Source organism: Streptomyces sp. NPDC052301 (genome assembly GCF_044593395.1).
Lineage (GTDB): Bacteria > Actinomycetota > Actinomycetes > Streptomycetales > Streptomycetaceae > Streptomyces.
Genome location: NZ_JBIUBE010000003.1, coordinates 74,816 through 97,114, shown reverse-complemented (window position 1 = coordinate 97,114; position 22,299 = coordinate 74,816). Strand labels below are relative to the sequence as shown.

The window sequence follows — 22,299 nt, the reverse complement described above, 5'->3', positions numbered from 1 at the left end:
GACGGACGGCCGGGCGGCGTCTACAACCGCGGGTCCACCGGCTCCGACTCCAGGGCCAGCACCCCGAAGACGGCCTCGTGCACCCGCCACAGCGGCTCACCGTCCGCGAGCCGGTCCAGGGCCTCCAGGCCGAGGGCGTACTCGCGCAGGGCCAGGGACCGCTTGTGGTTCAGGAACCGCTGCCGCAGCCGGGCGAGGTTGTCCGGGCGGGTGTACTCGGGGCCGTAGATGATCCTCAGGTACTCCCGGCCCCGGCACTTGATGCCGGGCTGCACCAGCCGGCCCTCCTGGTTGCGGACCAGCGCGGCGACCGGCTTGACGACCATGCCCTCGCCGCCCCGGCCGGTCATCTCCAGCCACCAGTCGACGCCGGCGCGCACCGACTCGGGGTCACCCGTGTCGACGCACAGCCGCCGGGTGGTCTGCAGCAGTCCGGTGCCGTCGTGCTCCACCAGCCGGTCGATCAGGGCCAGCTGCTCGTCGTGCGGCAGCGCGGCGAGGCTGCGGCCCTGGGCGGCCAGGATCTGGAACGGGGCCAGCCGGACCCCTTCCAGCCCGTCGGTGGTCCAGCAGTAACGGCGGTAGGCGTCGGTGAACGCGGCGGCGTCGGCGGCGCGTTCCCGCTGCCGGTCGCGCAGGCCGGTGACGTCGACGCCCCGGGCCGAGGCGGCGTCCAGCGCGGCCAGCGCGCCCGGGAACACCGCGCCGGACGCGGCGCCGACGGCCGCGTACTGGCTGCGCAGCAGACCCGAGGCCTTCAGCGACCAGGGCATCAACTCGGCGTCCAGCAGCAGCCAGTCCGTGGCCAGTTCGTCCCAGAGCCCGGCGTCCGTGACCGCCGAGCGCAGCCGGCCGAGGATCTCCTCGGTCACCTGCTCGTCGTCGAAGAACGGCCGGCCGGTACGGGTGTACAGCGACCCGGTGGGGCCTGCCGCACCGAACCGCCCGCGAGCCGCCTCCGCGTCCCGGCACACCAGGGCCACGGCTCGCGACCCCATGTGCTTCTCCTCGCACACGACCCGCGCGACCCCGTCCGCGGCGTACTGCGCGAAGGCCTCCACCGGATGCTCCAGGTAGCCCTCGACCTGCGAGGTCGCCGTGGGCGCCATGGTCGGCGGCAGGTACGGCAGCAGGCGCGGGTCGGTGGCGAAACGGCTCATGACCTCCAGGGCCGCCGCCGCGTTCTCCTCACGGATCGCCACCCGGCCGGCGTGCCGGGTCTCCACGGCCCTGCGGCCGTGCACGTCCGCCAGGTCCAGCGGGCGTCCGTCCTGCCCGCCGGGCGCCTCGGAGCGCAGCGGCTTCGCCGGCTCGTACCAGACCCGCTCGGCCGGTACGTCCACCAGCTCGCGCTCCGGCCAGCGCAGCGCGGTCAGCTTGCCGCCGAAGACGGCCCCGGTGTCCAGGCAGATGGTGTTGTTGAGCCAGCTCGCCTCCGGGACCGGGGTGTGCCCGTAGACCACCGCCGCCCGGCCCCGGTAGTCCTCCGCCCACGGGTAGCGCACCGGCAGCCCGAACTCGTCGGTCTCACCGGTGGTGTCGCCGTACAGGGCGTGGCTGCGGACGCGGCCCGAGGTGCGGCCGTGGTACTTCTCGGGCAGGCCGGCGTGGCAGACGACCAGCCTGCCGCCGTCGAGGACGTAGTGGCTGACGAGCCCGTCGAGGAACTGCCGGACCTCGGCCTTGAACTCCTCGCTCTCCCCCTCCATCTGAGCGATGGTCTCGGCGAGCCCGTGGGTGTGCCGGACGTTGCGGCCCTTGAGGTGGCGCCCGTACTTGTTCTCGTGGTTGCCGGGCACGCACAGGGCGTTGCCCGACTTCACCATCGACATCACGCGGCGCAGCACGCCCGGGCTGTCGGGGCCGCGGTCGACGAGGTCACCGACGAAGACGGCGGTACGGCCCGCCGGGTGCACGCCGTCGGTGTAGCCCAGCTCGCCGAGCAGCGCCTCCAGTTCGGCGGAGCAGCCGTGGACGTCGCCGATGATGTCGAAGGGGCCGGTCAGATGGGTCAGGTCGTTGTACCGTTTCTCGGTGACGACGGTGGCGTGCTCGGCCTCCGCCACCCCACGCAGGACGTGCACCTTGCGGAAGCCCTCGCGCTCCAGGTGCCGCAGCGAGCGGCGCAGTTCACGGATGTGCCGCTGGATGACCCGGCGGGGCATGTCGGCTCGGTCGGTGCGGGCCGCGTTCCGCTCGGCGCACACCTCCTCCGGTACGTCCAGCACGATGGCGATGGGCAGCACGTCGTACTTCTTCGCCAGTTCGACCAGCTGCCGCCGGGCGTCCTGCTGCACGCTGGTGGCGTCGACGACGGTACGCCGGCCGGCGGCCAGCCGCTTGCCGGCGATGTAGTGCAGGACGTCGAACGCGTCCCGGGTGGCGCTCTGGTCGTTCTCGTCGTCGCTGACCAGTCCCCGGCAGAAGTCGGAGGAGATCACCTCGGTGGGCTTGAAGTGCCGGCGGGCGAACGTGGACTTGCCGGAGCCGGAGGCGCCGACGAGGACGACGAGGGAGAGGTCGGTGACGGGGAGGACCCGTCCCGTGCGCGTCTCGGTCATGCTGCCTTCGCCTCCTTCTCGGTCGTGAGCGTGAACACTGCCATCTGGGTGGGCGGACCCACCTCGGGGTCCTCGGGGCCGACGGGCCGGAACTCCACGTCGTACCCGTGCCGTGCGGCGACCGTCGCCGCCCAGGCACGGAACTCCTCGCGGGTCCACTCGAAGCGGTGGTCGCCGTGCCGGACATGGCCGGCCGGGAGGGTCTCCCAGCGGACGTTGTACTCGACGTTCGGCGTGGTCACGAGGACCGCGCGCGGCCGGGCGTGCCCGAACACGGAGTACTCCAGGGCGGGCAGCCGGGGCAGGTCGAGGTGCTCGATCACCTCGCTGAGCACGGCAGCGTCGTAGCCCCCCAGCCGCTTGTCGGTGTAGGCGAGCGAACCCTGGACCAGCTGCACCCGGGCCGCCTGCCGCTCTCCCATGCGGTCGAGCTTCAGCCGCCGGGAGGCGATGGTGAGGGCCCGCACCGACACGTCGACACCGACGATCTCGGTGAACCGCACGTCCTTGAGCAGCGCCTGCACCAACTGCCCCTGGCCGCAGCCCAGGTCGAGGACGCGCGCGGCACCGCAGTCGTGCAGCGCGGCGACGATCGCGTCCCTGCGCAGCACGGCGAGCGGGGTCGGTTTCTCCTCCGCCTCCGTCTCCTCCTCGACCGCGTTGTCGATCTCCTCGACCTCGCTGTCGTCGGCCTCGGCGAGCCGCACCAGCTCCAGCCGCTCCGTCGCCTGCCGGGTCAGCGACCAGCGCCGGGACAGATAGCGGCTGGTGATCAGCTTCTGCTCGGGGTGCCCGGGCAGCCAGCCCTCGCCCGCGCGCAGCAGTTTGTCCACCTCGTCGGGGGCGACCCAGTAGTGCTTGGCGTCGTCGAGCACCGGCAGCAGCACGTACAGGTGGCGCAGCGCCTCGGCGAGGGTCAGCGTCCGCGACTCCAGGACGAGCCGGACGTACCGCGAGTCGCCCCATTCCGGGAACTCGGTGTCGAGGGGGACGGGGTCGGCGGTCACGGACCAGCCGAGCGGCTCGAACAGCCGGCCGACGAGACCGGCGCCGCCGCGGGCGGGCAGCGCGGGCACCTCGATGCGCAGCGGCAGCGGCGCGGCGGCCCGCTCGGGGCGGGCGGTGCACACGCCGCGCATGGCGCTGGAGAACACGGCGCTCAGCGCGACCGCGAGCAGCGAGGAGGCCGCGTAGGGGCGGTCGTTGACGTACTGGGCGAGCGCCGCGTCGGGCGCGCCGCCGCGGCCCTTGCCCTTGCCGCGGCGGACCAGCGCGACCGTATCGATCTCCATGAGCAGCGCGGCCGTGCAGCGCTCGTCCCCCGCCTCGGGGTAGAAGACGTGCGCGGTGCCGTAGGACGTGGAGAACTTCTGCGCCTTGTCGGGGTGCTTGTGCAGCAGGTACCCGAGGTCGGTGGCCGGGTGGGCGGCGTCGCCGCTCGTGGAGATCGTCAGGAACACGCGTCCGAGTCTTCCGGTCCCACGCCCCCGTGACCACCGGTTTTCTCTGTTTTTCTCACCGCTCCCCGGCCGGCCGCCGACGGCCGGTGTCCTTCTTCGACGGTCCGGCGCTCGCGCTCACGACGCCGTGCCGATGATCGTCCGGGCGTTCTCGACGGCTCGCGCGTTCGCGGCGAGCACCTGGTCCAGCTCCGTCCTGTGCTTGCTGATGGCGGCCTTCTGCAGTCGGGTCTCGAGGTCGTGCGCGGTGCGGATGTAGTCGGTGTCGAGCTTGCACTGCGCGTCGGCGGCCGCGGTCCTCTTCTCCCTGTCCGACGGCTTGTCGTCGCGGTACCAGGCGTAGTCCGTGGCCGCCTTGTCCGGGTCGGCGTAGCGGAAGCCCTTCTTCTTCATGCAGGCGGACCAGGCGTGCTCGGTCTTCTTCCAGGCCGGGTCGTTCCGCGCCTGTTTCTGGGACTGGTACCCCAGTTCAAGGGCGAGCGAGTAGTAGCTGGTGACCTTCAGGCCGCCGGCCTTCACCGTCTCGGGCGGCGCGCCGTAGATCTTCCGGGTCGCCTGTCCCAGGCAGCCGCCGTCGGGGATGCGGTTCCCGTGGGCGAGGTGGCTGTCGCCGGACCGGAAGCTGCCGGTGAGGGCGGTGTACTGGTCGGCGGGCCACTCCTGCGGCTGCGCGGAGTCCTCGGGAGCGCGGTTGTGGTACCCGTGTTCCGACGCGGGCTCGGGATCGTCGACGCCGTAGGGGCTGTCGTCGGAACCGACCGTGCTCCTGTCCGCGAGCGTGCCCTGCCGGACGGGGTAGGTCGAGTCGACGGCACCGGGGTCGAGCGCCGCGAAGCCGGCGAAGCCCAGGCGGACCATGCAGCGCTTGGCGAGGATCCACTGGGCCTTGCCGATGGTCCTCCCCTCGTCCGAGGACGGGTCCGGCAGGTAGGCGTGCAGCGGGAACGCCTTCATGGTGTTGAGGCGGTGGGCCTCGTCGGCCTTGTCGTCGCCGTGGCCGGTGAACTGGCAGGCCGAGAGGGCCAGCAGGCCGGTGAGGGCGAGCGGGAGGACTTCGCGGAGGAGTCTGCGGGGGACTGTGCGCACCCGGTCATCCGATCAGGAGCGGATCATGCACGCTGTGGCGGAGCCCACAGTTCCGGCACGGAAAGCTCACGATCCGGACACAGGGAAGGCACATCTTGTGATCTCCGCCATGGCCGACAGGGGTCGGGGCCTGATGGAGTGACTCCTCGTCAACTGACCACTGACAGAAGGGGGAACCATGATGTTCCGCGGAGGAGCCCGAGTGGGCGGACGAGTCGTTGCCACGGCGGTGACCGGCGCGGTCCTGGGCGCGGGAGTGCTCGCGGCCGCCCCGGCCCAGGCGGCGGCCCCGGCCCGGGCCACGGCGGCGAAGGCCGCCGCACCGACGGTGTCGGCCGAGGGCGCGTACGCGATGAACGCGGCCACCGGCAAGCAGCTGTTCGGCAAGGCGCCGGACGGGCGGCTGCGCACCGGTTCCACGACGAAGATCATGACCGCGCTCGTCGTGCTCTCGCAGCGAGGCGTGAAGCTCGACCACAAGGTGAAGATCAAGAAGGAGTACACGGACTACGTCATCGACCCGGTCTCGAAGACCCAGCGCTACTCCAGCGCGAACCTCATCCTGGGCGACTCGATGACGGTGCACGACCTGCTGTACGGGCTGCTGCTGCCCTCGGGCTGCGACGCGGCCTACGCGCTGGCGGACACCTACGGCACCGGGTCGACGACGGCACAGCGCACCAAGTCGTTCATCGCGAAGATGAACGCCGAGGCGCACGCTCTGGGCCTGAAGAACACCCACTTCGATTCCTTCGACGGGGTGTCGAACGGCAACAACTACGCCTCCGCGCGTGACCTGGCCAAGCTGGCCGGGGTCGCGCTGAAGAACAAGACGTTCCGGCAGGTCGCCGGCACCCCGGTGTACGACGACATGAAGTCGTACCGGCCCGCCGGCGGCACGCACGCGATGCCGCCGTGGAAGAACAGCAACAAGCTGCTCGGCTCCTACCGGGGCGCGATCGGTGTGAAGACCGGTTCGGGCCCGGAGGCGAAGTTCTGCCTGGTGTTCGCCGCGACCCGGGGTTCGAGGACGGTCGTGGGCGCCATTCTCGCGGACACCACGGCCGACGAGCGGTTCAAGGACGCCGCGAAGATCCTCGACCACGGCTTCGCCCAGCGAGGCTGACGGTCTCACCGCCCGGCGGGCCGGCGGCCCCTCATGCCCGCCGGCACGCCCGCCGTCCACGCCGACCGGCGCAGCAGATCGCGCTTCCGGCCGGGGCGCCGGGCCGGGCAGGGCCACGGACAGCAGCTCGACGACGACCACGATCCACCCGGACCGGGGCCGCGAACCGGGCTCAGCAGGGCTCGCGGTCGGTCGCCGCTCCCTCCCCCGCCCTGAGGGCGAGCGGGGAGGGACACCCGCCGTACGGGGTTACGACAGCTGCGACTGCACCTGCGAGGAGATCAGCTCCAGGTGGTCCAGGTCGTCGAGGTCCAGCATCTGGAGATAGATCCGCTGCGAGCCGATCCCGGCGTACCGGCCGATCTTGTCGACGACCTCGGCCGGGGACCCGGCCAGGCCGTTCTCCTTCAGCTCCTCGACCTCGCGGCCGATCGCCGCGGCGCGCCGGGCGACCTCCTGGTCGTCCCTGCCGACGCAGGCCACGAGCGCGTTGGAGTACGTCAGGTCACCGGCGGCGCGGCCCGCCTGCTCGGCGGCGGCACGCACCCGGCCGAACTGCCGCTCGCTGTCCTCGATCGAGGCGAACGGGATGTTGAACTCGTCGGCGTACTGGGCGGCCAGCCGCGGCGTACGGGTGGCGCCGTGGCCGCCGATGAGTACCGGGACCTTCCGCTGGGCGGGCTTGGGCAGTGCGGGCGACTCGGTGAGGTCGTAGTACGTGCCGTGGAAGTCGAAGGTCTTGCCGGCCTCGGTCGCCCACAGCCCGGTGACGATCGCGAGCTGTTCCTCCAGCCGCGCGAACTTCTCCTTCGGGAACGGGATGCCGTAGGCCTTGTGCTCCTCCTCGAACCAGCCCGCGCCGAGGCCCAGCTCGACCCGGCCGCCGGACATCTGGTCGACCTGGGCGACCTGGATGGCCAGCACGCCGGGCAGGCGGAAGGTGCCGGCCGTCATCAGGGTGCCGAGGCGGATGCGCTCGGTCTCACGGGCCAGGCCGGCCAGCGTGATCCAGGCGTCCGTCGGGCCGGGCAGGCCGTCCGCGCCGCCCATGTGGAGATAGTGGTCGGAGCGGAAGAACGCGTCGAAGCCGAGGTCCTCGGTGGCCTTCGCCACGGTGAGCAACGTGTCGTAGGTGGCCCCCTGCTGGGGCTCGGTGAAGATTCGAAGGTCCATACACCTATCCTGCACGCCGCGCCGCGCGTCAACCTCGCCGGTACCACCCGGCACGGCCGTCTCCGGTCGGGTGAACCTCATGCACCGCGGGCCCGGGCACCGGTGACACACTCGGGTGATGATCGCTGGGCCGTCGGAGCCGGACCGTCCGGCACCCGCGCCGGGCGGTGGCCGCCGTCGCGCGTCAGCGTGCCGGCCCTGCCGGGCCCGGGGCCGAGGAGGCCGTCATGTCCGAGGAGAGTGGCTCCGCCGGTCAGCCGGAGGGGCTGCTGGAGGAGCTGATGGCCGCGCTGAACGCGGATCTGCCGGCGTGGACGGATCAGCAGGGCGGCCGGGGCCCGGCCGAGGGAGCCGACCTCGGCCGAGGCCACGGCCGTTCAGGCCGGAGCCGGGGTTCCGGTGCGGCAGTCCCCGGGGCTCAGACGCCGGACGGGCTGTTTCTGTTGCCGTTCTCCTGTAATGCCTCCTCGCGTGCGGCGAGCTTGCGCAGCATCTCCAGAACGCGGTCGCGGGACTCGTCGGCCGCGTCGATGCCCTCCATGCACTGCCAGTACGTCGTCTCGTCGGCCGCCGCGCTGGCCATGCCGACCAGGGCCATGCCCACCTCGCCGAGCAGTCCGTCGAGGCAGAGCAGGGTCTCGCGGGCGTCGGCCAGCTCGGTGAGCTGGGCGGCGCGCAGGTCCTTGGGGTCGAGTTCGGGAGGGTCCAGGACTCCGCAGCCCCGGCCCGCCAGCTCCGTCAGCCCCAGCGCCTCGCCGCGCAGCTCCGGCGGACCGGAGACCGCGAGCCGGCTGCCGATCGCCTGGGCCAGGGACTGTGCCTGCCAGACCTCCGCCATCATCTCGGCCATGTCGGCGCCACCCGCCAGGGCGCGCCTGCTGATGAGGATGAGCCGTACCGCGTCCATGCGGTGCCCCCGTCCGTCCGCCGTGCTCGGTGGCACGTGCGCCTGTGAACTCTCTTGTTCACTACCCAGAGTGAGGGCCTGTGGAGCGAAAAGCCAGAGGTAAACGGAAATCTCTGGACAACAATTCGGATTCGACAGGCGTTTTGACTCCGCAGTGTGATAACGGAGTTCAGCAGTCCGGTTGTTGCCCGCCCTCGGGTCGGACCTCCCCTCCCGGGAGGGGAAAGCGCCGCTCGTTGCGGTCGATCTTGGCGGAGAGAGCGGTCAGCGGGTCGATGCCGAGGACCTCACAGAACTGCAGGAGGTAGGCGAGGACATCGGCGACCTCGTCCGTCACCCGGTGCGCGGTGTCCGGGTCGTCCATGACGCGGGCCGACTCCTCCGGCGTCAGCCACTGGAAGATCTCGACGAGTTCGGAGGCCTCCACCGAGAGGGCGGTGACCAGGTTCTTGGGCGTGTGGTAGGGCTGCCAGTTCCGTGCAGCCGCGAATTCGGCGAGCCTGCGCTGGAGTCGGGCCAGGTCGAGAGGTTCCGTCACGCGTCCAGGTGTACCACTGTGACGCCCGCGGCCCCCGCGGCCCATGAGGCGTCGCTCACCGCGCCCACGCAGCGGATGTGACCGCGCTCGCCCATCCGGGCCGCCGTCCGCAGCAGTTCCCGGCGCTGGTCCGGATCGAGAGCGCGGTCGAAGCCGTCGGCGAGGACGGTGAGGGTGCGCAGGGCGTCCGGCACCTCACCCGGGGTGTCCACGTCCAGCACGCCCGGCCCGGTCAGCAGGACCAGGGTCAGCGCGAGGTAGCGCAGTTCGCCGTCGCCGAGCCGGGCCAGTTCGGTGCGGAAGCCGTCGCCGCGGTCGAGCACCGCCCGCAGCGTGCCGTCGGACAGCGGCTCGGCGGCCAGGTCGGTCACCGGGCCGGCGCAGCCCGCGGCCAGTGCCTCGACCAGCAGACCGTGCCGGCGGCCGCACTCCGCGCGGGTGCGCCACAGCACGTCGGCGAGGTTGTCGCAGCCGGGCAGCAACCGGCCGGAGGCCATGGGGACGGGCGTGCGCATGCGGTCCGGGCGGGGGTCGCAGGGGAACACGGACCGCAGCGCGACGACCATCTGCTCGGCCGCGGCAAGCACCTGGCGCTGCCCGTCCGTCTTGCCGGCCACGTGCAGCGGCAACAGGGCGGTGCCCAGGCGGTCGTCGGGCAGCGGGGCGCGGGTCACCGGGGCCGAACCGGCGGTGTGCCAGGCGGCCTGGACGGTGCGCCGCCCCGGGTCGCGCAGCGCGCTCTCCAGCAGCACGAGCCCGCCCGCGGTGAGTCGTTCGCCGACGATCCTGAGCTGCGGCTCGGCCTGTACGGCGACATCGAGCCGGACCGGCCCCTCGGCGCCGTCGGCCGTGCACCCGATGCGGAAACCCCGCCGGCCCTCGGCGTCGGGGCGCGCCCGCTGCGGCACACAGGCGGCCGGGTCCGGGAACACCCGGGCGAGCGGGGCGCCGCTCCCGAGCCGGGCGAGCGCCTCGAAGGCCGTGAGCGCGGTCGTCTTGCCCGCCCCGCTGGCCCCGGCGAACAGGGTCACCGGCCCCAGCGGGAACCCGGCCCGCCGGTGCCCGGCGAAGGCCGAGAGCCGCAACTCGGTGATCCGGGCCCGCACGTCGAGGGGCGCGCGGGACTGCGGGGGGACGGTCGGGGCGGACGCGTCGACCCCCGGGGGCTCAGCGGACACGGAAGGCACGGCCATGACCGGACGGTAGAACTCCGCCGGCCCGCCGAACCGTTTTCCCCGCCGGACCTTCCTACGATCGGGGGACGGCACGGAAACACGGGTTGAAGGACACGTACGGGAGCGGGCGGGAACACCGGTCGGACAACACCGAAGGGCCGGAACGGAAGGCCGGCTGAAGAACCGCGACGGGCGCGCGGGCGGGAACACCCGCAGGAACACCGGTGTACGGAGACCTGGCCGGCCGGGCACGGGACGTGCTCGGCAGCCGCACCGGACGCGAGATCGGCCGCGGTGGCGAACACCCGCTCAGCCACACCGGGGCTCGCAGCTCGGCCACGCCCGGGACCCCCGCCCGGCCGCACACCGGACAGCCGCCCGGCCGCCCGGCCGCCGCACCGGACACCGCCCAGCCGCACACCGGACACCCGGCCGTCGCGCCGGGGGCTCGCCTCGGCCACGCCCCGAGCATCCGTCCAGCCGTGCGCCGGGCATCCCGTCCGCCGCCGTGCCCGATGCCCGCTCAGCCCCCCGAAACCCCCGCCCCCTCCATCAGCCCGCTGACCTCCGTGCCGGGTGGGGTGAGGAGGAAGACGTTGCGGTCGACGCGGTGCATCCCGCTCGCCAGGCCGAAGACCACGCCCGTGCTGAAGTCGAGGACACGCTTGGCGACCTCGCCCTCCGCACCGGACAGGTCGAGCAGGACCGGTACGCCGGCCATCAGGGTCTCGGCGACTTCCCGGGCGTCCGCGAAGACGTTGACCCGCAGGACCACGAAACGGCGCCGGGTCTCTGTCTCGGCGTCCGGCAACGAGCGGTGGTCGACCGCCGAGGGCCAGGAGTCCCGCCCCCGCAGCGGCACGACCTGGGCGAGCCCTTCCCACTGTTCATCGGTGACGTCGTAACGGTTCACCGGCTCCCCCCGACCTGACTCGCACTCCATGCCTGCACCAGCCAATTCTTACGCCAAGTCACCCGTTCGGCCCAACAGCGACACGGTGCGCGACAGATCCGGTGGCTCCCCTCCCCTCACGGTCTGGGGTACATATGCGAATACGCCCGCTTCTTACCGCCCTCATACCGGACTCTTCACCTCCCGCCACGAGCCGCTCACATGCCCCCGATAGCGTCCGGTGCCGTGCACTTGGCAGAAACACAACAGGTGACACCCGGCCGGCGGACGCAGTCGGCGGTGTCCGCCGTCCGGGTATGGCGCGCGGAGGCCCCCGAGGCCCCCGCGCAGTGGCACCGTGTCCTGACGTTGCTCGCCGACGTGAGCCTCTTCATCGGTACGCGCTCGGTGTGGACGCAGGCGGCCACGCACCGTCTGGTGCTCGCCGGGGTCATCTCCGTCTGTTACGCGTCCATCCTGGTGACCGGCGTGCTCGCGCTGACGGTCCGCCGGACGCGCTCACTGGCCCGCCTGGACCTGGTGGTCCTGGTGACCGCGATCGCCCTGACCCTGTGCACCTGGGCGCTCAACCACGCCGGCGGCGACGAGGCGGTCCTCACCACGCAGGCCGCGCGGGAGATGGTCGCCGGGCACCACGTGTACGCCCATCCATGGCCGTGGCTGTTCCGCATCAAGGGCGTCGCCCTGACGGCGCTGACCACCGGCGGTTACGACTTCACGTACGGCTATCCCCCGCTGACGGCGCTGCTCACCGCGCCGTTCCTGGGGCTGGGCCACAACGGCACGCCGGCGACGGCGGCGGTGACGGTCGTGCTGATCGCGGGGGCCGTCCTGCTGTGGCGGCTGCTGCCGGTGCCCTGGCGCCCGGCGGCCACGATGGTCTGTCTGGGCTTCGGTTTCGTGCCGATGTACGCCCGCCAGGGTTACCCGGCGATCGTCGGCCTGGTCCTGCTGGTGCCGGTGGTGGTGCACTGGCCGCGGCTGGGTGCCCGGGGCCGGCTGGGCGCGGCCGGCGTCGCGCGGGCCGCGTGTCTCGGGGCCGCGTGCGCGGCGCAGCAACTTCCGTGGTTCCTCACGCCGTTCCTGCTGGCGGGGATCTACGCCGTGCGCCGGGGCGAGCTGGGCGGGCGGGAGGCCGCCCGGGTGCTGCTGCGGATCACCGGGGTCGCGGCTCTGACCTGGCTGCTGATCAACACCTACTTCATCGTGAGCGAGCCCGGCCCCTGGCTCGAGGGCATCGCGCTGCCGCTGACCCAGGGCGCGGTGCTGCACGGTCAGGGCCTGGTGGACATCTCGCTGTACTTCACCCACGGCAGCGACCGGCTGGACTGGTACGGCCATGCCAGCATGCTGCTCGCCGCTGCCCTGCTGGCGCTGTTCGTGCTGTTCGTCCGGCGGCTCGGTCCGGCCGCGACGGTGCTGCCCTGGTGCGCCTTCTATCTGGCGACCCGCTCGCAGGACGGCTACTACCTGATGATGACGCCGCTGTGGCTCGCGGCGGCGATCACCGTGCCCCTGTCGGAGTTCACGCACGCCTGGCAGCCGCGGCCCCGGTGGATGGCCGGGCCGCGCCGCCGGCCCGCGCTGGTCGCAGCCGTCGTGCTGCTGGTGACGCCGGCGCTGGTGAGCGCCGGTCTGGCGGCGACGGGCGGTCCGCCGCTGCGGATGGACATCACGGCGGCGCGGCGGGCCTCGGCGCACTCGCTGTCCGCACTGACCGTGCGGGTCACCAACACCGGTGGCGACGCGCTCACCCCGCACTACATGCTCACCACGGGCCAGGGCATGAACCGGTACTGGTCGCTGGTGCGCGGCCCGGCCACCATTCCCGCGCACAGCACGGCGACCGTCGAGCTGCGGGCGCCCTCGGGCCGCTACCCGCTGCCCCTGAAGACGTACACGCACCTCCGGCTGCGCGCCTTCACGGCTGCTCCGCAGACCCTCTCGACCCGGGACGTGCGCCGCGCCGAGCTGGGCCTGAAGGGCTGAGCGCTCCGCTCAGTCCGCCGTGCGCGCGAACCGCAGCGCGGCCGTCACCGTGGTCAGGCCGCGCATCATGCCCAGCTGGTTCCAGCCCATGCCGAACTCCGCGCGGTCCACGTCGAACTCCGCCTCCAGGGTGAGCGCTTCCGCGCTCGCGCCGGCCAGGCGCGCGGGGAAGGACAGCGGCCTGCTGACGCCGCGCACGGTCAGCTCACCGGTGACCCGCACGCTGTCGCCGTCGAGGCGGTCGGTGCCGCCGACGGAGAGGGTGATCTCCGGGTGCCGGTCGGCGTCGAAGAAGTCGGCCGAACGCAGGTGGGTGTCCCGCTTGGCGTTCTTCGTGTCCAGGGAGGCCGCCTCCAGGGTGATGGTGCCGGTGGCCGAGCCGTCGGGCCGGACCTCGCCCGCACCGGTGACGGCGGTGAAGGTGCCCTGCACGGTGACCAGACCCCAGAAGGTCTTGTGCCGCAGGCTCACGGTGGACGCGGTCGGGTCGAGCTGCCAGGTGCCTGTCTGCACGGCGACGGTCATGGTCGTACTCCTGAGGTGGGTGACTGTCCGGGTGCTTCAAATTTGGATGACCTAGATGTCTGCACGCTAACCTGTCATCCAATTTTGGACAACTGACTCGTCCAAATTTTGACAATGGGTAGACTCGACGCATGTCCGCATCCGACGCGTCCGCCCCCGACCGGCTCGAATGTCCCGCCGCGGGAAGCGGGCTGCTGCCCGGCGAGCTGCGCGCCTGGATGATCCTGCTGGCCGCGACGGGCGCCGTGGAGCAGCGGCTGCGGTCGCAGGTCAAGGAGACGCTCGACGTCTCCCACGACGAGTTCCTGATCCTGTGCCTGCTGGCCGAACAGCCCCGCCCGGGGCTGCGCATGACCCAGGTCGCCGACCTGCTCGGCCGCCCCAAGACCCGGCTCACCTACCAGATCGCCTGTCTGCAGCGGGCGGGTCTCGTCACCCGCGGATCGGTCTGCGGCGACAAGCGGGGCATCCAGGTCGCCCTCACCGACAAGGCCCGTGAGCTGCTGCGCGAGACCTCCGCCCTGCTCGCCGGAACCGTCCGGCAGGCCCTCGCCGACTCCATGGGCCCCGAGCAGCGCGCGGCCCTGTGCGCGCTCGTCCCCGCCCTGGAGGACGGCCCGTCCGGCTGCTGAGCGGCGCAGGTCACAACCGCAAGGAGGGAAACCTCACAAGCCCTGCGCTGCACTCACTTGAGCATGCTGCCCTAGCATCCGAGCCATGACGGTCCTGCCTGACGACGGGCTCTCACTGGCCGCCGAGTTCCCTGACGCGACACATGAGCAGTGGCAACGCCTGGTCGAGGGCGTGCTGCGCAAGTCGGGCAAGGAAGTCTCGGGCGCGGCAGCTGAGGACGCCCTGTCCACCACGCTCGAGGACGGGCTGCGTACCCGGCCGCTGTACACCGCGCGCGACGGCGCGCCCGACCCCGGCCTGCCGGGCTTCGCCCCGTATCTGCGGGGCGGCCGCCCGGAGGGCGGCACCGCGGGCGGCTGGGACGTACGGCAGCGGCACGCGGCGCTCACCGAGGGCGCCGTGACGGCCGACCTCGAGAACGGCGTCACCTCCCTGTGGCTGGTGCTAGGCGAGGGCGGCATCCCGGTCGACGGGCTGGACCGGGCCCTGGAGGGCGTCTACCTCGACCTCGCGCCGGTCGTCCTGGACGCCGGCCGGGACACCGAGCAGGCAGCCGAGGCGCTGCTGCGGCTGTACGCGGACAAGGGCGTGGCCGCCGAGGCCGCCCGCGGCAACCTGGGCGGCGACCCGCTCGGGTACGAGGCCCGCACGGGCACCCCGCTGGACTTCGCGCCGTACGCCGGCCTGGCCGCGCGCTGCGCCGAGACCCAGCCGGGCGTGCGGGCGCTGACCGTGGACGCGCTGCCGTACCACGAGGCCGGCGGCTCGGCCGCGCAGGAGCTGGGCGCCTCGCTCGCCACCGGTGTGGCCTACCTGCGAGGGCTCACCGAGGCGGGGATGAGCGTCGAACAGGCCGCCGGACAGCTGGAGTTCCGGTACGCGGCCACCGCCGACCAGTTCCTGACCGTCGCCAAGCTGCGCGCCGCGCGCCGGCTGTGGGCCCGGGTCGCCGAGGTCTGCGGAGCCCCCGGGGCGCAGGTGCAGCACGCGGTGACCTCACCGGTGATGATGTCCCGCCGCGACCCGTGGGTGAACATGCTCCGCACGACGGTCGCGACACTCGCGGCCGGGGTCGGCGGCGCCGACTCCGTGACGGTGCTGCCGTTCGACCACGCGCTCGGCCTGCCCGACGCGTTCGCCCGCCGCATCGCCCGCAACACCTCCACCATCCTCATCGAGGAGTCCCACCTGGCCCGGGTCATCGACCCGGCGGGCGGCTCCTGGTACGTCGAGCGGCTGACCGACGAACTCGCCGAGGCGGCCTGGGAGTACTTCCGGTCCGTCGAACGCGACGGCGGCCAGGCGGCCGTGCTGCGCTCCGGCCGGCTGCGCACCGACCTCGCGACGACCTGGGCGGAGCGCTCCAAGAAGCTCGCCAAGCGGCGCGAGCCCATCACCGGCGTCAGCGAGTTCCCGCTGCTGGCGGAGAAGCCGGTGGAGCGCGAGCCCGCGCCCGAGCCGCCGTCCGGCGGGCTGCCGCGGGTGCGCCGCGACGAGGCGTACGAGGAACTGCGCGCCCGTTCCGACGCCCACCTGGCGGCGACCGGCTCCCGGCCCCGCGTCTACCTCGCGACGCTCGGTCCGGCCGCCGCCCACACCGCGCGCGCGACCTTCGCCGCCAACCTCTTCCAGGCCGGCGGCATCGAGCCGGTCACCGAGGGCGCCTTCGAGGACAGCGGCGCCACCGAGGCCGTGCTGTGCTCCAGCGACGCCCTGTACGCCGAACAGGCCGAACAGGCCGCCGAGTCGCTGCGCGCGGCCGGTGCCCGGCACGTGTTCCTCGCGGGCCGCGGCGACTACCGCGGTGTCGACCGTTACGTCTTCGCGGGCTGCGACGCAGTGGACGTGCTGTCCGCGACCCTCGACCGCATGGGAGTGTCCTGATGGGAATCCCCGACTTCTCCGGCATCGAGCTGGGGACCCCGGTCGCCGACGGCACCCTGGAGGAGTGGCGGGCGGCCGTCAAGCAGGCGACCGGCGCCGAGGAACCGCTGTGGGAGACCCCGGAGGGCATCGGCGTCAAGCCGCTGTACACCGGGCGTGACCTGGAGGGCCTGGACTTCCTCGGCACCTACCCGGGCATGGCGCCGTACCTGCGCGGCCCGTACCCGACGATGTACGTCAACCAGCCCTGGACGATCCGCCAGTACGCGGGCTTCTCCACCGCCGAGGAGTCCAACGCGTTCTACCGGCGCAACCTGGCGGCCGGTCAGAAGGGCCTGTCGGTCGCCTTCGACCTGCCCACGCACCGGGGCTACGACAGCGACCACCCGCGCGTGACCGGCGACGTCGGCATGGCGGGCGTGGCGATCGACTCGATCTACGACATGCGGCAGCTGTTCGACGGGATTCCCCTCGACAAGATGACCGTGTCGATGACGATGAACGGCGCCGTGCTTCCGGTGCTGGCTCTGTACATCGTGGCGGCGGAGGAACAGGGCGTACCGCCCGAGAAGCTGGCCGGGACCATTCAGAACGACATTCTGAAGGAGTTCATGGTCCGCAACACCTACATCTATCCGCCGAAGCCGTCGATGCGGATCATCTCCGACATCTTCGCGTACACCTCGCAGCGGATGCCCCGCTACAACTCGATCTCCATCTCGGGCTACCACATCCAGGAGGCCGGTGCCACGGCCGACCTGGAGCTGGCCTACACGCTCGCGGACGGGGTCGAGTACCTCCGCGCCGGACGCGAGGCCGGCCTGGACGTGGACGCGTTCGCGCCCCGGCTGTCGTTCTTCTGGGCGATCGGCATGAACTTCTTCATGGAGGTCGCGAAGCTCAGGGCGGCCCGGCTGCTGTGGGCCAAGCTGGTCTCGCAGTTCGAGCCGAAGAACGCCAAGTCGCTTTCGCTGCGCACCCATTCGCAGACCTCGGGCTGGTCGCTGACCGCGCAGGACGTCTTCAACAACGTCACACGCACGTGCGTCGAGGCGATGGCGGCGACCCAGGGCCACACCCAGTCGCTGCACACCAACGCCCTCGACGAGGCCCTCGCCCTGCCGACGGACTTCTCCGCGCGCATCGCCCGCAACACCCAGCTGCTCATCCAGCAGGAGTCGGGCACCACCCGGGTCATCGACCCGTGGGGCGGCAGCGCGTACGTGGAGAAGCTGACGTACGACCTCGCCCGCAAGGCGTGGGCGCACATCCAGGAGGTCGAGCAGGCGGGCGGCATGGCGCAGGCCATCGACGCCGGCATCCCGAAGCTGCGCGTGGAGGAGGCGGCGGCCCGGACGCAGGCCCGCATCGACTCCGGGCGGCAGCCGGTCATCGGCGTCAACAAGTACCGGGTGGACAGCGACGAGCAGATCGAGGTCCTCAAGGTCGACAACTCCTCCGTACGCGCCCAGCAGATCGAGAAGCTGCGGCGGCTGCGCGCGGAGCGGGACGAGACCGCGTGCCGGGACGCCCTGGACGCGCTGACGCGGGCCGCCGAGGGCAGCGAGAACCTGCTGGAGCTGGCGGTGCGCGCGGCCCGCGCCAAGGCGACCGTGGGCGAGATCTCGGACGCCCTGGAGAAGGTGTACGGCCGGCACGCGAGCCAGATCCGTACGATCTCCGGCGTGTACCGCAACGAAGCAGGCCAGTCGCCGTCCGTGGACCGCACCCGTGCCCTGGTGGACGCCTTCGAGGAGGCCGAGGGGCGCCGGCCGCGCATCCTGGTCGCCAAGATGGGCCAGGACGGCCACGACCGCGGCCAGAAGGTGATCGCCACCGGCTTCGCCGACCTCGGCTTCGACGTCGACGTCGGCCCGCTGTTCCAGACGCCGGAGGAGGTCGCCCGGCAGGCGGTCGAGGCGGACGTGCACGTGGTCGGGGTGTCCTCGCTGGCCGCCGGTCACCTCACGCTCGTACCGGCGCTGCGCGAGAAGCTCGCCGAGGAGGGCCGCGAGGACATCATGATCGTGGTCGGCGGGGTGATCCCGCCGCAGGACGTGCCGACGCTGCTGGAGATGGGCGCCGCGGACGTGTACGGACCCGGGACGGTGATCCCGGACGCCGCCCACGACCTGGTGAAGCGCCTGTCGGCCGACCTCGGCCACGACCTGTAGCCCCCGCATGGCAGCGATCGATCTCGACACGTACGTGAAGGGTGTGCTCGACGGGAAGCGGGCCCTGGTGGCCCGCGCCATCACGCTCGTCGAGTCCACCCGGCCGCAGCACCGGGCGCTGGCGCAGGAGTTGCTCACCGAGCTGCTCCCCCACAGCGGCCGGGCACGGCGGATCGGTATCAGCGGGGTGCCGGGGGTCGGCAAGTCGACGTTCATCGACGCGTTCGGCACCCTGCTGACCTCGCTGGGGCACCGGGTGGCCGTGCTGGCCGTGGACCCGTCCTCGACCCGTACCGGCGGCTCCATCCTGGGCGACAAGACCCGGATGGAGCGCCTGGCGGTCGACCCGCACGCCTTCGTACGGCCCTCCCCGAGCGCGGGCACGCTGGGCGGGGTCGCGAAGGCCACCCGGGAGTCGATGGTCGTGATGGAGGCGGCGGGCTACGACGTGATCCTCGTCGAGACCGTCGGGGTGGGCCAGTCGGAGACCGCGGTCGCGAACATGGTCGACTCCTTCCTGCTGCTCACCCTGGCCCGCACCGGTGACCAGCTGCAGGGCATCAAGAAGGGCGTCCTGGAGCTGGCCGACGTGATCGCCGTCAACAAGGCGGACGGCCCGCACGAGCGGGACGCGCGGGCGGCAGCCCGGGAACTGGCGGGCGCGCTCCGCCTGATGCACGGCAAGGAGGCCTTCTGGACGCCCCCGGTGCTGCACTGCAGCGCCCGGGAGTCCACCGGCCTGGACACGGTGTGGGAGCGGCTGGAGCGGCACCGTACGCTGCTCGACTCCACCGGGCGGCTCACCGCCAAGCGGCGGGACCAGCAGGTCGACTGGACCTGGGCGATGGTCCGCGACGAGCTGTTGGGCCGGCTGCACGCCGACCCGGCGGTGCGCGAGGCCGCGCCGGAGCTCGAACGGCAGGTCAAGGCGGGCGAGTTGACCGCCACGCTGGCGGCGGAAGGCATCCTGGCCGCCTTCGAGGGGCGTACGGCTCCCCCGGCCGGGGACTGAGCCGCCGTACCGGGCCCGCCGCACCGGCGAACGCGGCGGGCCACCCCCTCTCGCACGAAGACTTCCACGGGCCGCCCGTGCCGGACGCCGCCGGCCACGCACGACCCGGCACCCGCGCGAGCCGCGTCGGGAACGCCCGGCGGCCCACCTCGCGGGCTCCGCACAGACGTGCCGTCGGCCACGTCTTTTCCCACCCCGAGAACGTCGCGGTGCGCGGCCTTCGCCCGCCCTCACGCCGGTACATGCCACCGGCACACGCAGGGTCCCGTGGGAGCCCGTGGCAGCGGGGAAGGGTTTGAGCCAAAGGACGGCGACAGGGCGGGCCGGGCTTGTTCCGAGGGGCTGACGGTCGGTTAGCTTTGGGGCGGGCTCTGTCCGCGGGGGGCCGGAAGACCGTGTGACGACGCCGCGCAGAACCACGCGTGGGCGGGCCGCGGACAGCCGGGCGGACCTCGCGGCCGGTCGTCGGCGCCGCCGCTCCTCGTCGTGTCTCCATCTCTGGGCGAAGGAACTCCTCATCGGACGGAGGTCAGGACAGCAAGTGAGGAAGACCGGTGAATACGTCGAGTTGCAGCGCAGGTGCTCGGCCATCCTGCGCGATCTCGGCGTGCGGCGATCGCTCCCCTTCGAGGCGGTGCTCGAGCGGGTGGAGGAGCTCAGGGAACGCCCGCTCGTGCTGCGGGAGCTGCCGGAGCAGATCGCGGAGACGGGGGTCTGCGGGCTGTGGCTGGGCACGGACGATGCCGACTACGTCTTCTACGAAGCCCGGACGGCGCCCCTGCACCGGCAGCACATCATCCTGCACGAGATCGGTCACGTGCTCTGCGACCACCATCGGGGCGTCACCGGCAGGGCCGAGGACCTGACCGTACCGCCGCTCGGCGATCTCCAGCCGTCCGCGATCAAGCGGCTCATGGGCCGGACCAGCTACACGACCAGCGAGGAGCAGGAAGCCGAGATGATCGCCAGTCTGATCCAGAGCGCCGGGAAGGCGGGTCGCGCGGCCGGCCCGCTGGGACGGCTCGGCGCCTTCCTGGGGGTGGCGGCCGATGACGGCGACTGAACTGGCGGACCGGGTCGGGGTGGCGTGCGTCTTCGCCCTGTGGCTCGCCCTCGTCTGGCGGGCGGGGCCCGCGCTGCGCCTTCCGCAACAGCGGGGACTGTGGCTCACCGTCCTCGCCGCGACCGTCGCCATCACCCTGTTCCAGCCAAGGGTGGTGGCGGCCTGCGCGGACCTCGGCGTCGACACGCGCACCGTCGCACTGGGGCGCAATCTGATCGGCGTCCTGAGCGCCGGGCTGGTGCTGCTCTTCATCGTCGACTCCACCCGGGCCCGGCACCAGCGCGTCATGGTGGTCGTGGGCCTGGTGACGGCGCTGGGTTCGCTGCTGGCGCTGGACCTGCTCGGCGTCGACCAGACCGCCGCCCCGGCGGCTCCCCAGGGGCCGGCCACTCCCTCGTCCCTGTACTGGTTGCTCCTCGTCGTCGCCCATCTGGCGGGGGACGCCGTCGCCGTCGTGGTGTGCTGGCCGTACAGTCTGCGGACGCACGACCGCGACCTCGTGTGGTCGCTGCGGGTGTTCGCGATGGGCAGCGTCCTGGCCCTGTTCTTCTGGTTCGGGTATCTCCTCCACCTGTACGCGCCCGGCCTCCCCCTGATGCCCTACCTGTCCATCGTCATCAGCGTGCACGGCCTCTTCCGCGCGGCCTCGCTGCTGGTGCCGACGGCCACCGCCCTCGGCCGGGCCGCGACGGCACTGAGGACCGTCTGGCGGCTGTGGCCACTGTGGCGTGATCTTGTCGAGGCGGTCCCCCAGGTGGCCCTCGCCGGCCCGCAGCGCAGCCGGCTGCGGGCGGTGCTGCGTCCGCGGTCCTCACTGGCACTGCAGGCGCACCGGCAGATCATCGAGACGTACGACGCGCTCCTGGAACTGCAGCAGTACGTCCGGCCGGGCGCGTACGACACGGCACTTCGGCAGGCCGGGGAGGCGGGGCAGCGGGGTGATCGGCTCGCGGCCGCGGCACTCGCCGGGGCACTGGGCGAGGCCCGGCGCGCCAAGCTCACCGGCGCCGCACCGTCCGCTCCGTGCCCGCTGCCCGGTGTCGACCGCGGCAGCCCCGCGACGCTGCTGGCGATCGCCCGCATGTGGCCGCCCGCCGCCGGCCCAGCCGTCATCGCGCCCGGCCCGCTGCGCCTGCGGCGCCCCTGAAGGGGCCGCCGGCGCAGTCCGGCGGCGGAGCGGACGAGGCCCGTGCGGCAGACCGCCCTCGAGCGGGCGGGGGTCAGCGTGCCGAGTCGTCCCGCGGCGCGATGTGGAAGTCGAACGCGACGGTTCCGGGGTCGATCGCCGTGGCCCCGCCGTCCACGGTGAGCACCGCCCCGTTGACGAAGGACGCGGCCGGGGAGATCAGCCAGCTGATCGCCTCCGCGACCTCACGGGGCTCGCCCGGCCGGCCCATGGGCAGCAGCCTGGTCGCCTCCTCGTAGGCGGACTCCCTGCCGCCGTCCCCCAGGCCGGCCTCCTGCGCGAACCGCGTCATGCGCCGGTCGGCCATCTCGGTCCTGATCCAGCTGGGGCACACCACGTTGGCGCGCACTCCCTGACGCCCGTAGTCGACGGCGACGGAACGGCACAGCTGCAGCAGGGCGGCCTTGGACGTGGCGTAGGGGGCGTTGCTCGTGCCGTTGCGCAGCGCGGAGACCGACGCGACGCCGACCACCGCTCCCCGCGCCCGCACCAGATGCGGCATCGCCGCGCGCAGGAGCAGCATCGGACCGGTGAGGTTGGTGCGCATGACGTCGTCCCAGTCCTCGAGCGACAGGTCGCCGGCCGCTCCGCCGCGCCCGATCCCCGCGTTGAGCACCAGCCCGTCGAGCCGCCCGTAGGTGTCCAGCGCCGCGCGGACGAGACCGTCGACGGCTGCGGGGTCGCCCGCGTCGGAGGGGTGCGCCAACGCCCCGGTCTCCTTCTCCAGGCGCCGCAGCGGTTCCTCCCGCCGTCCGGAGACGACCACGTGGTGACCGCTCTCGCCGAGCAGCCGGGCGGTGGCTTCGCCGATGCCCGAGCCCGCGCCCGTCACGATGACAACTCGCTTGTCCGTCACAGTTGTTAGACCCTCTGTCCGAGATCACAGAACGGATT

At 72.6% G+C, this 22,299-nt stretch carries 18 protein-coding genes; 8 read left to right on the top strand and 10 right to left on the bottom strand.

What is annotated here, in order from left to right:
- Positions 1 to 20: 20 nt before the first annotated feature.
- The 3 genes from ACIHEJ_RS07870 to ACIHEJ_RS07860 form a co-directional block, all read right to left on the bottom strand.
- Positions 21 to 2,561 carry a polynucleotide kinase-phosphatase gene (locus tag ACIHEJ_RS07870; protein WP_400133023.1) on the bottom strand — a complete coding sequence of 847 codons (2,541 nt, stop codon included), beginning with the start codon at positions 2,559 to 2,561 and terminating at the stop codon, positions 21 to 23.
- Complete coding sequence (locus tag ACIHEJ_RS07865; protein ID WP_400133021.1) at positions 2,558 to 4,021, bottom strand: 3' terminal RNA ribose 2'-O-methyltransferase Hen1; 1,464 nt, start codon at positions 4,019 to 4,021, stop codon at positions 2,558 to 2,560. Before ACIHEJ_RS07865 ends, ACIHEJ_RS07870 begins: the two co-directional genes overlap by 4 nt.
- A gap of 117 nt (positions 4,022 to 4,138) precedes the next feature.
- A complete protein-coding gene (locus tag ACIHEJ_RS07860; RefSeq protein ID WP_400133019.1) occupies positions 4,139 to 5,107 on the bottom strand; it encodes a hypothetical protein in 969 nt (322 codons plus the stop codon).
- Between the two features lie 181 nt (positions 5,108 to 5,288).
- On the opposite strand from ACIHEJ_RS07860, the gene ACIHEJ_RS07855 reads away from it, so the two are divergent.
- The gene (locus tag ACIHEJ_RS07855; protein ID WP_400133992.1) at positions 5,289 to 6,233 is read left to right on the top strand and encodes a D-alanyl-D-alanine carboxypeptidase family protein; all 945 of its coding nucleotides are present in this window, start codon (positions 5,289 to 5,291) and stop codon (positions 6,231 to 6,233) included.
- A 249-nt stretch (positions 6,234 to 6,482) separates the two neighbouring features.
- On the opposite strand, the gene ACIHEJ_RS07850 is transcribed toward ACIHEJ_RS07855, so the two are convergent.
- The 5 genes from ACIHEJ_RS07850 to ACIHEJ_RS07830 all read right to left on the bottom strand — a co-directional run bounded on the left by ACIHEJ_RS07850 (position 6,483) and on the right by ACIHEJ_RS07830 (position 10,969).
- Positions 6,483 to 7,406: an LLM class F420-dependent oxidoreductase gene (locus ACIHEJ_RS07850; protein WP_400133017.1), complete on the bottom strand. Its 924-nt coding sequence runs from the start codon at positions 7,404 to 7,406 to the stop codon at positions 6,483 to 6,485.
- Positions 7,407 to 7,824: 418 nt separating this feature from the next.
- Positions 7,825 to 8,313, bottom strand: a complete 489-nt coding sequence (locus ACIHEJ_RS07845; protein ID WP_400133015.1) for a DUF6099 family protein — start codon at positions 8,311 to 8,313, stop codon at positions 7,825 to 7,827.
- 169 nt (positions 8,314 to 8,482) lie between these two features.
- Entirely contained in the window at positions 8,483 to 8,851 is a 369-nt protein-coding gene (locus tag ACIHEJ_RS07840; RefSeq protein ID WP_400133013.1) for a nucleotide pyrophosphohydrolase, read from the bottom strand.
- Positions 8,848 to 10,044: an AAA family ATPase gene (locus ACIHEJ_RS07835; protein WP_400133010.1), complete on the bottom strand. Its 1,197-nt coding sequence runs from the start codon at positions 10,042 to 10,044 to the stop codon at positions 8,848 to 8,850. The genes ACIHEJ_RS07840 and ACIHEJ_RS07835 overlap by 4 nt, the downstream gene beginning before the upstream one ends.
- Before the next feature lie 505 nt (positions 10,045 to 10,549).
- Entirely contained in the window at positions 10,550 to 10,969 is a 420-nt protein-coding gene (locus tag ACIHEJ_RS07830) for a cell division protein SepF (RefSeq protein WP_400133008.1), read from the bottom strand.
- A 249-nt stretch (positions 10,970 to 11,218) separates the two neighbouring features.
- Here ACIHEJ_RS07830 and ACIHEJ_RS07825 point away from each other — a divergent pair, with 249 nt between their 5' ends.
- Positions 11,219 to 12,928, top strand: coding sequence for a hypothetical protein (locus ACIHEJ_RS07825; RefSeq protein ID WP_400133991.1), 1,710 nt, complete (start codon positions 11,219 to 11,221; stop codon positions 12,926 to 12,928).
- 9 nt (positions 12,929 to 12,937) lie between these two features.
- Here the strand turns inward: ACIHEJ_RS07825 and ACIHEJ_RS07820 are convergent, their stop codons facing one another.
- On the bottom strand, positions 12,938 to 13,453 hold the full coding sequence (locus ACIHEJ_RS07820; protein ID WP_400133006.1) for a YceI family protein: 516 nt from the start codon (positions 13,451 to 13,453) through the stop codon (positions 12,938 to 12,940).
- A 131-nt stretch (positions 13,454 to 13,584) separates the two neighbouring features.
- On the opposite strand from ACIHEJ_RS07820, the gene ACIHEJ_RS07815 reads away from it, so the two are divergent.
- From ACIHEJ_RS07815 to ACIHEJ_RS07790, 6 genes are all read left to right on the top strand, one after another.
- Complete coding sequence (locus ACIHEJ_RS07815) at positions 13,585 to 14,085, top strand: MarR family winged helix-turn-helix transcriptional regulator (protein WP_400133004.1); 501 nt, start codon at positions 13,585 to 13,587, stop codon at positions 14,083 to 14,085.
- Positions 14,086 to 14,170: 85 nt separating this feature from the next.
- Positions 14,171 to 15,970 carry a methylmalonyl-CoA mutase family protein gene (locus ACIHEJ_RS07810; RefSeq protein ID WP_400133002.1) on the top strand — a complete coding sequence of 600 codons (1,800 nt, stop codon included), beginning with the start codon at positions 14,171 to 14,173 and terminating at the stop codon, positions 15,968 to 15,970.
- A complete protein-coding gene (gene scpA, locus ACIHEJ_RS07805; RefSeq protein ID WP_400133000.1) occupies positions 15,970 to 18,144 on the top strand; it encodes a methylmalonyl-CoA mutase in 2,175 nt (724 codons plus the stop codon). The genes ACIHEJ_RS07810 and scpA overlap by 1 nt, the downstream gene beginning before the upstream one ends.
- Before the next feature lie 7 nt (positions 18,145 to 18,151).
- Positions 18,152 to 19,156: a methylmalonyl Co-A mutase-associated GTPase MeaB gene (meaB, locus tag ACIHEJ_RS07800; RefSeq protein WP_400132998.1), complete on the top strand. Its 1,005-nt coding sequence runs from the start codon at positions 18,152 to 18,154 to the stop codon at positions 19,154 to 19,156.
- 541 nt (positions 19,157 to 19,697) lie between these two features.
- Positions 19,698 to 20,219, top strand: coding sequence for a regulator component (locus ACIHEJ_RS07795; RefSeq protein ID WP_400132996.1), 522 nt, complete (start codon positions 19,698 to 19,700; stop codon positions 20,217 to 20,219).
- Positions 20,206 to 21,366: an MAB_1171c family putative transporter gene (locus tag ACIHEJ_RS07790; RefSeq protein ID WP_400132994.1), complete on the top strand. Its 1,161-nt coding sequence runs from the start codon at positions 20,206 to 20,208 to the stop codon at positions 21,364 to 21,366. The genes ACIHEJ_RS07795 and ACIHEJ_RS07790 overlap by 14 nt, the downstream gene beginning before the upstream one ends.
- A 73-nt stretch (positions 21,367 to 21,439) precedes the next feature.
- Here ACIHEJ_RS07790 and ACIHEJ_RS07785 read toward each other — a convergent pair whose 3' ends face one another.
- A complete protein-coding gene (locus tag ACIHEJ_RS07785) occupies positions 21,440 to 22,261 on the bottom strand; it encodes an SDR family NAD(P)-dependent oxidoreductase (protein ID WP_400132992.1) in 822 nt (273 codons plus the stop codon).
- Positions 22,262 to 22,299: the final 38 nt, after the last annotated feature.

Coding starts and splice junctions, on each gene's coding strand:
- meaB (WP_400132998.1), top strand. CDS start 18,152: ATGGCAGCGATCGATCTCGACACGTACGTGAAGGGTGTGCTCGACGGG.
- ACIHEJ_RS07790 (WP_400132994.1), top strand. CDS start 20,206: ATGACGGCGACTGAACTGGCGGACCGGGTCGGGGTGGCGTGCGTCTTC.
- ACIHEJ_RS07835 (WP_400133010.1), bottom strand. CDS start 10,044: ATGGCCGTGCCTTCCGTGTCCGCTGAGCCCCCGGGGGTCGACGCGTCC.
- ACIHEJ_RS07870 (WP_400133023.1), bottom strand. CDS start 2,561: ATGACCGAGACGCGCACGGGACGGGTCCTCCCCGTCACCGACCTCTCC.
- ACIHEJ_RS07815 (WP_400133004.1), top strand. CDS start 13,585: ATGTCCGCATCCGACGCGTCCGCCCCCGACCGGCTCGAATGTCCCGCC.
- scpA (WP_400133000.1), top strand. CDS start 15,970: ATGGGAATCCCCGACTTCTCCGGCATCGAGCTGGGGACCCCGGTCGCC.
- ACIHEJ_RS07820 (WP_400133006.1), bottom strand. CDS start 13,453: ATGACCGTCGCCGTGCAGACAGGCACCTGGCAGCTCGACCCGACCGCG.
- ACIHEJ_RS07830 (WP_400133008.1), bottom strand. CDS start 10,969: ATGGAGTGCGAGTCAGGTCGGGGGGAGCCGGTGAACCGTTACGACGTC.
- ACIHEJ_RS07810 (WP_400133002.1), top strand. CDS start 14,171: ATGACGGTCCTGCCTGACGACGGGCTCTCACTGGCCGCCGAGTTCCCT.
- ACIHEJ_RS07845 (WP_400133015.1), bottom strand. CDS start 8,313: ATGGACGCGGTACGGCTCATCCTCATCAGCAGGCGCGCCCTGGCGGGT.
- ACIHEJ_RS07855 (WP_400133992.1), top strand. CDS start 5,289: ATGTTCCGCGGAGGAGCCCGAGTGGGCGGACGAGTCGTTGCCACGGCG.
- ACIHEJ_RS07850 (WP_400133017.1), bottom strand. CDS start 7,406: ATGGACCTTCGAATCTTCACCGAGCCCCAGCAGGGGGCCACCTACGAC.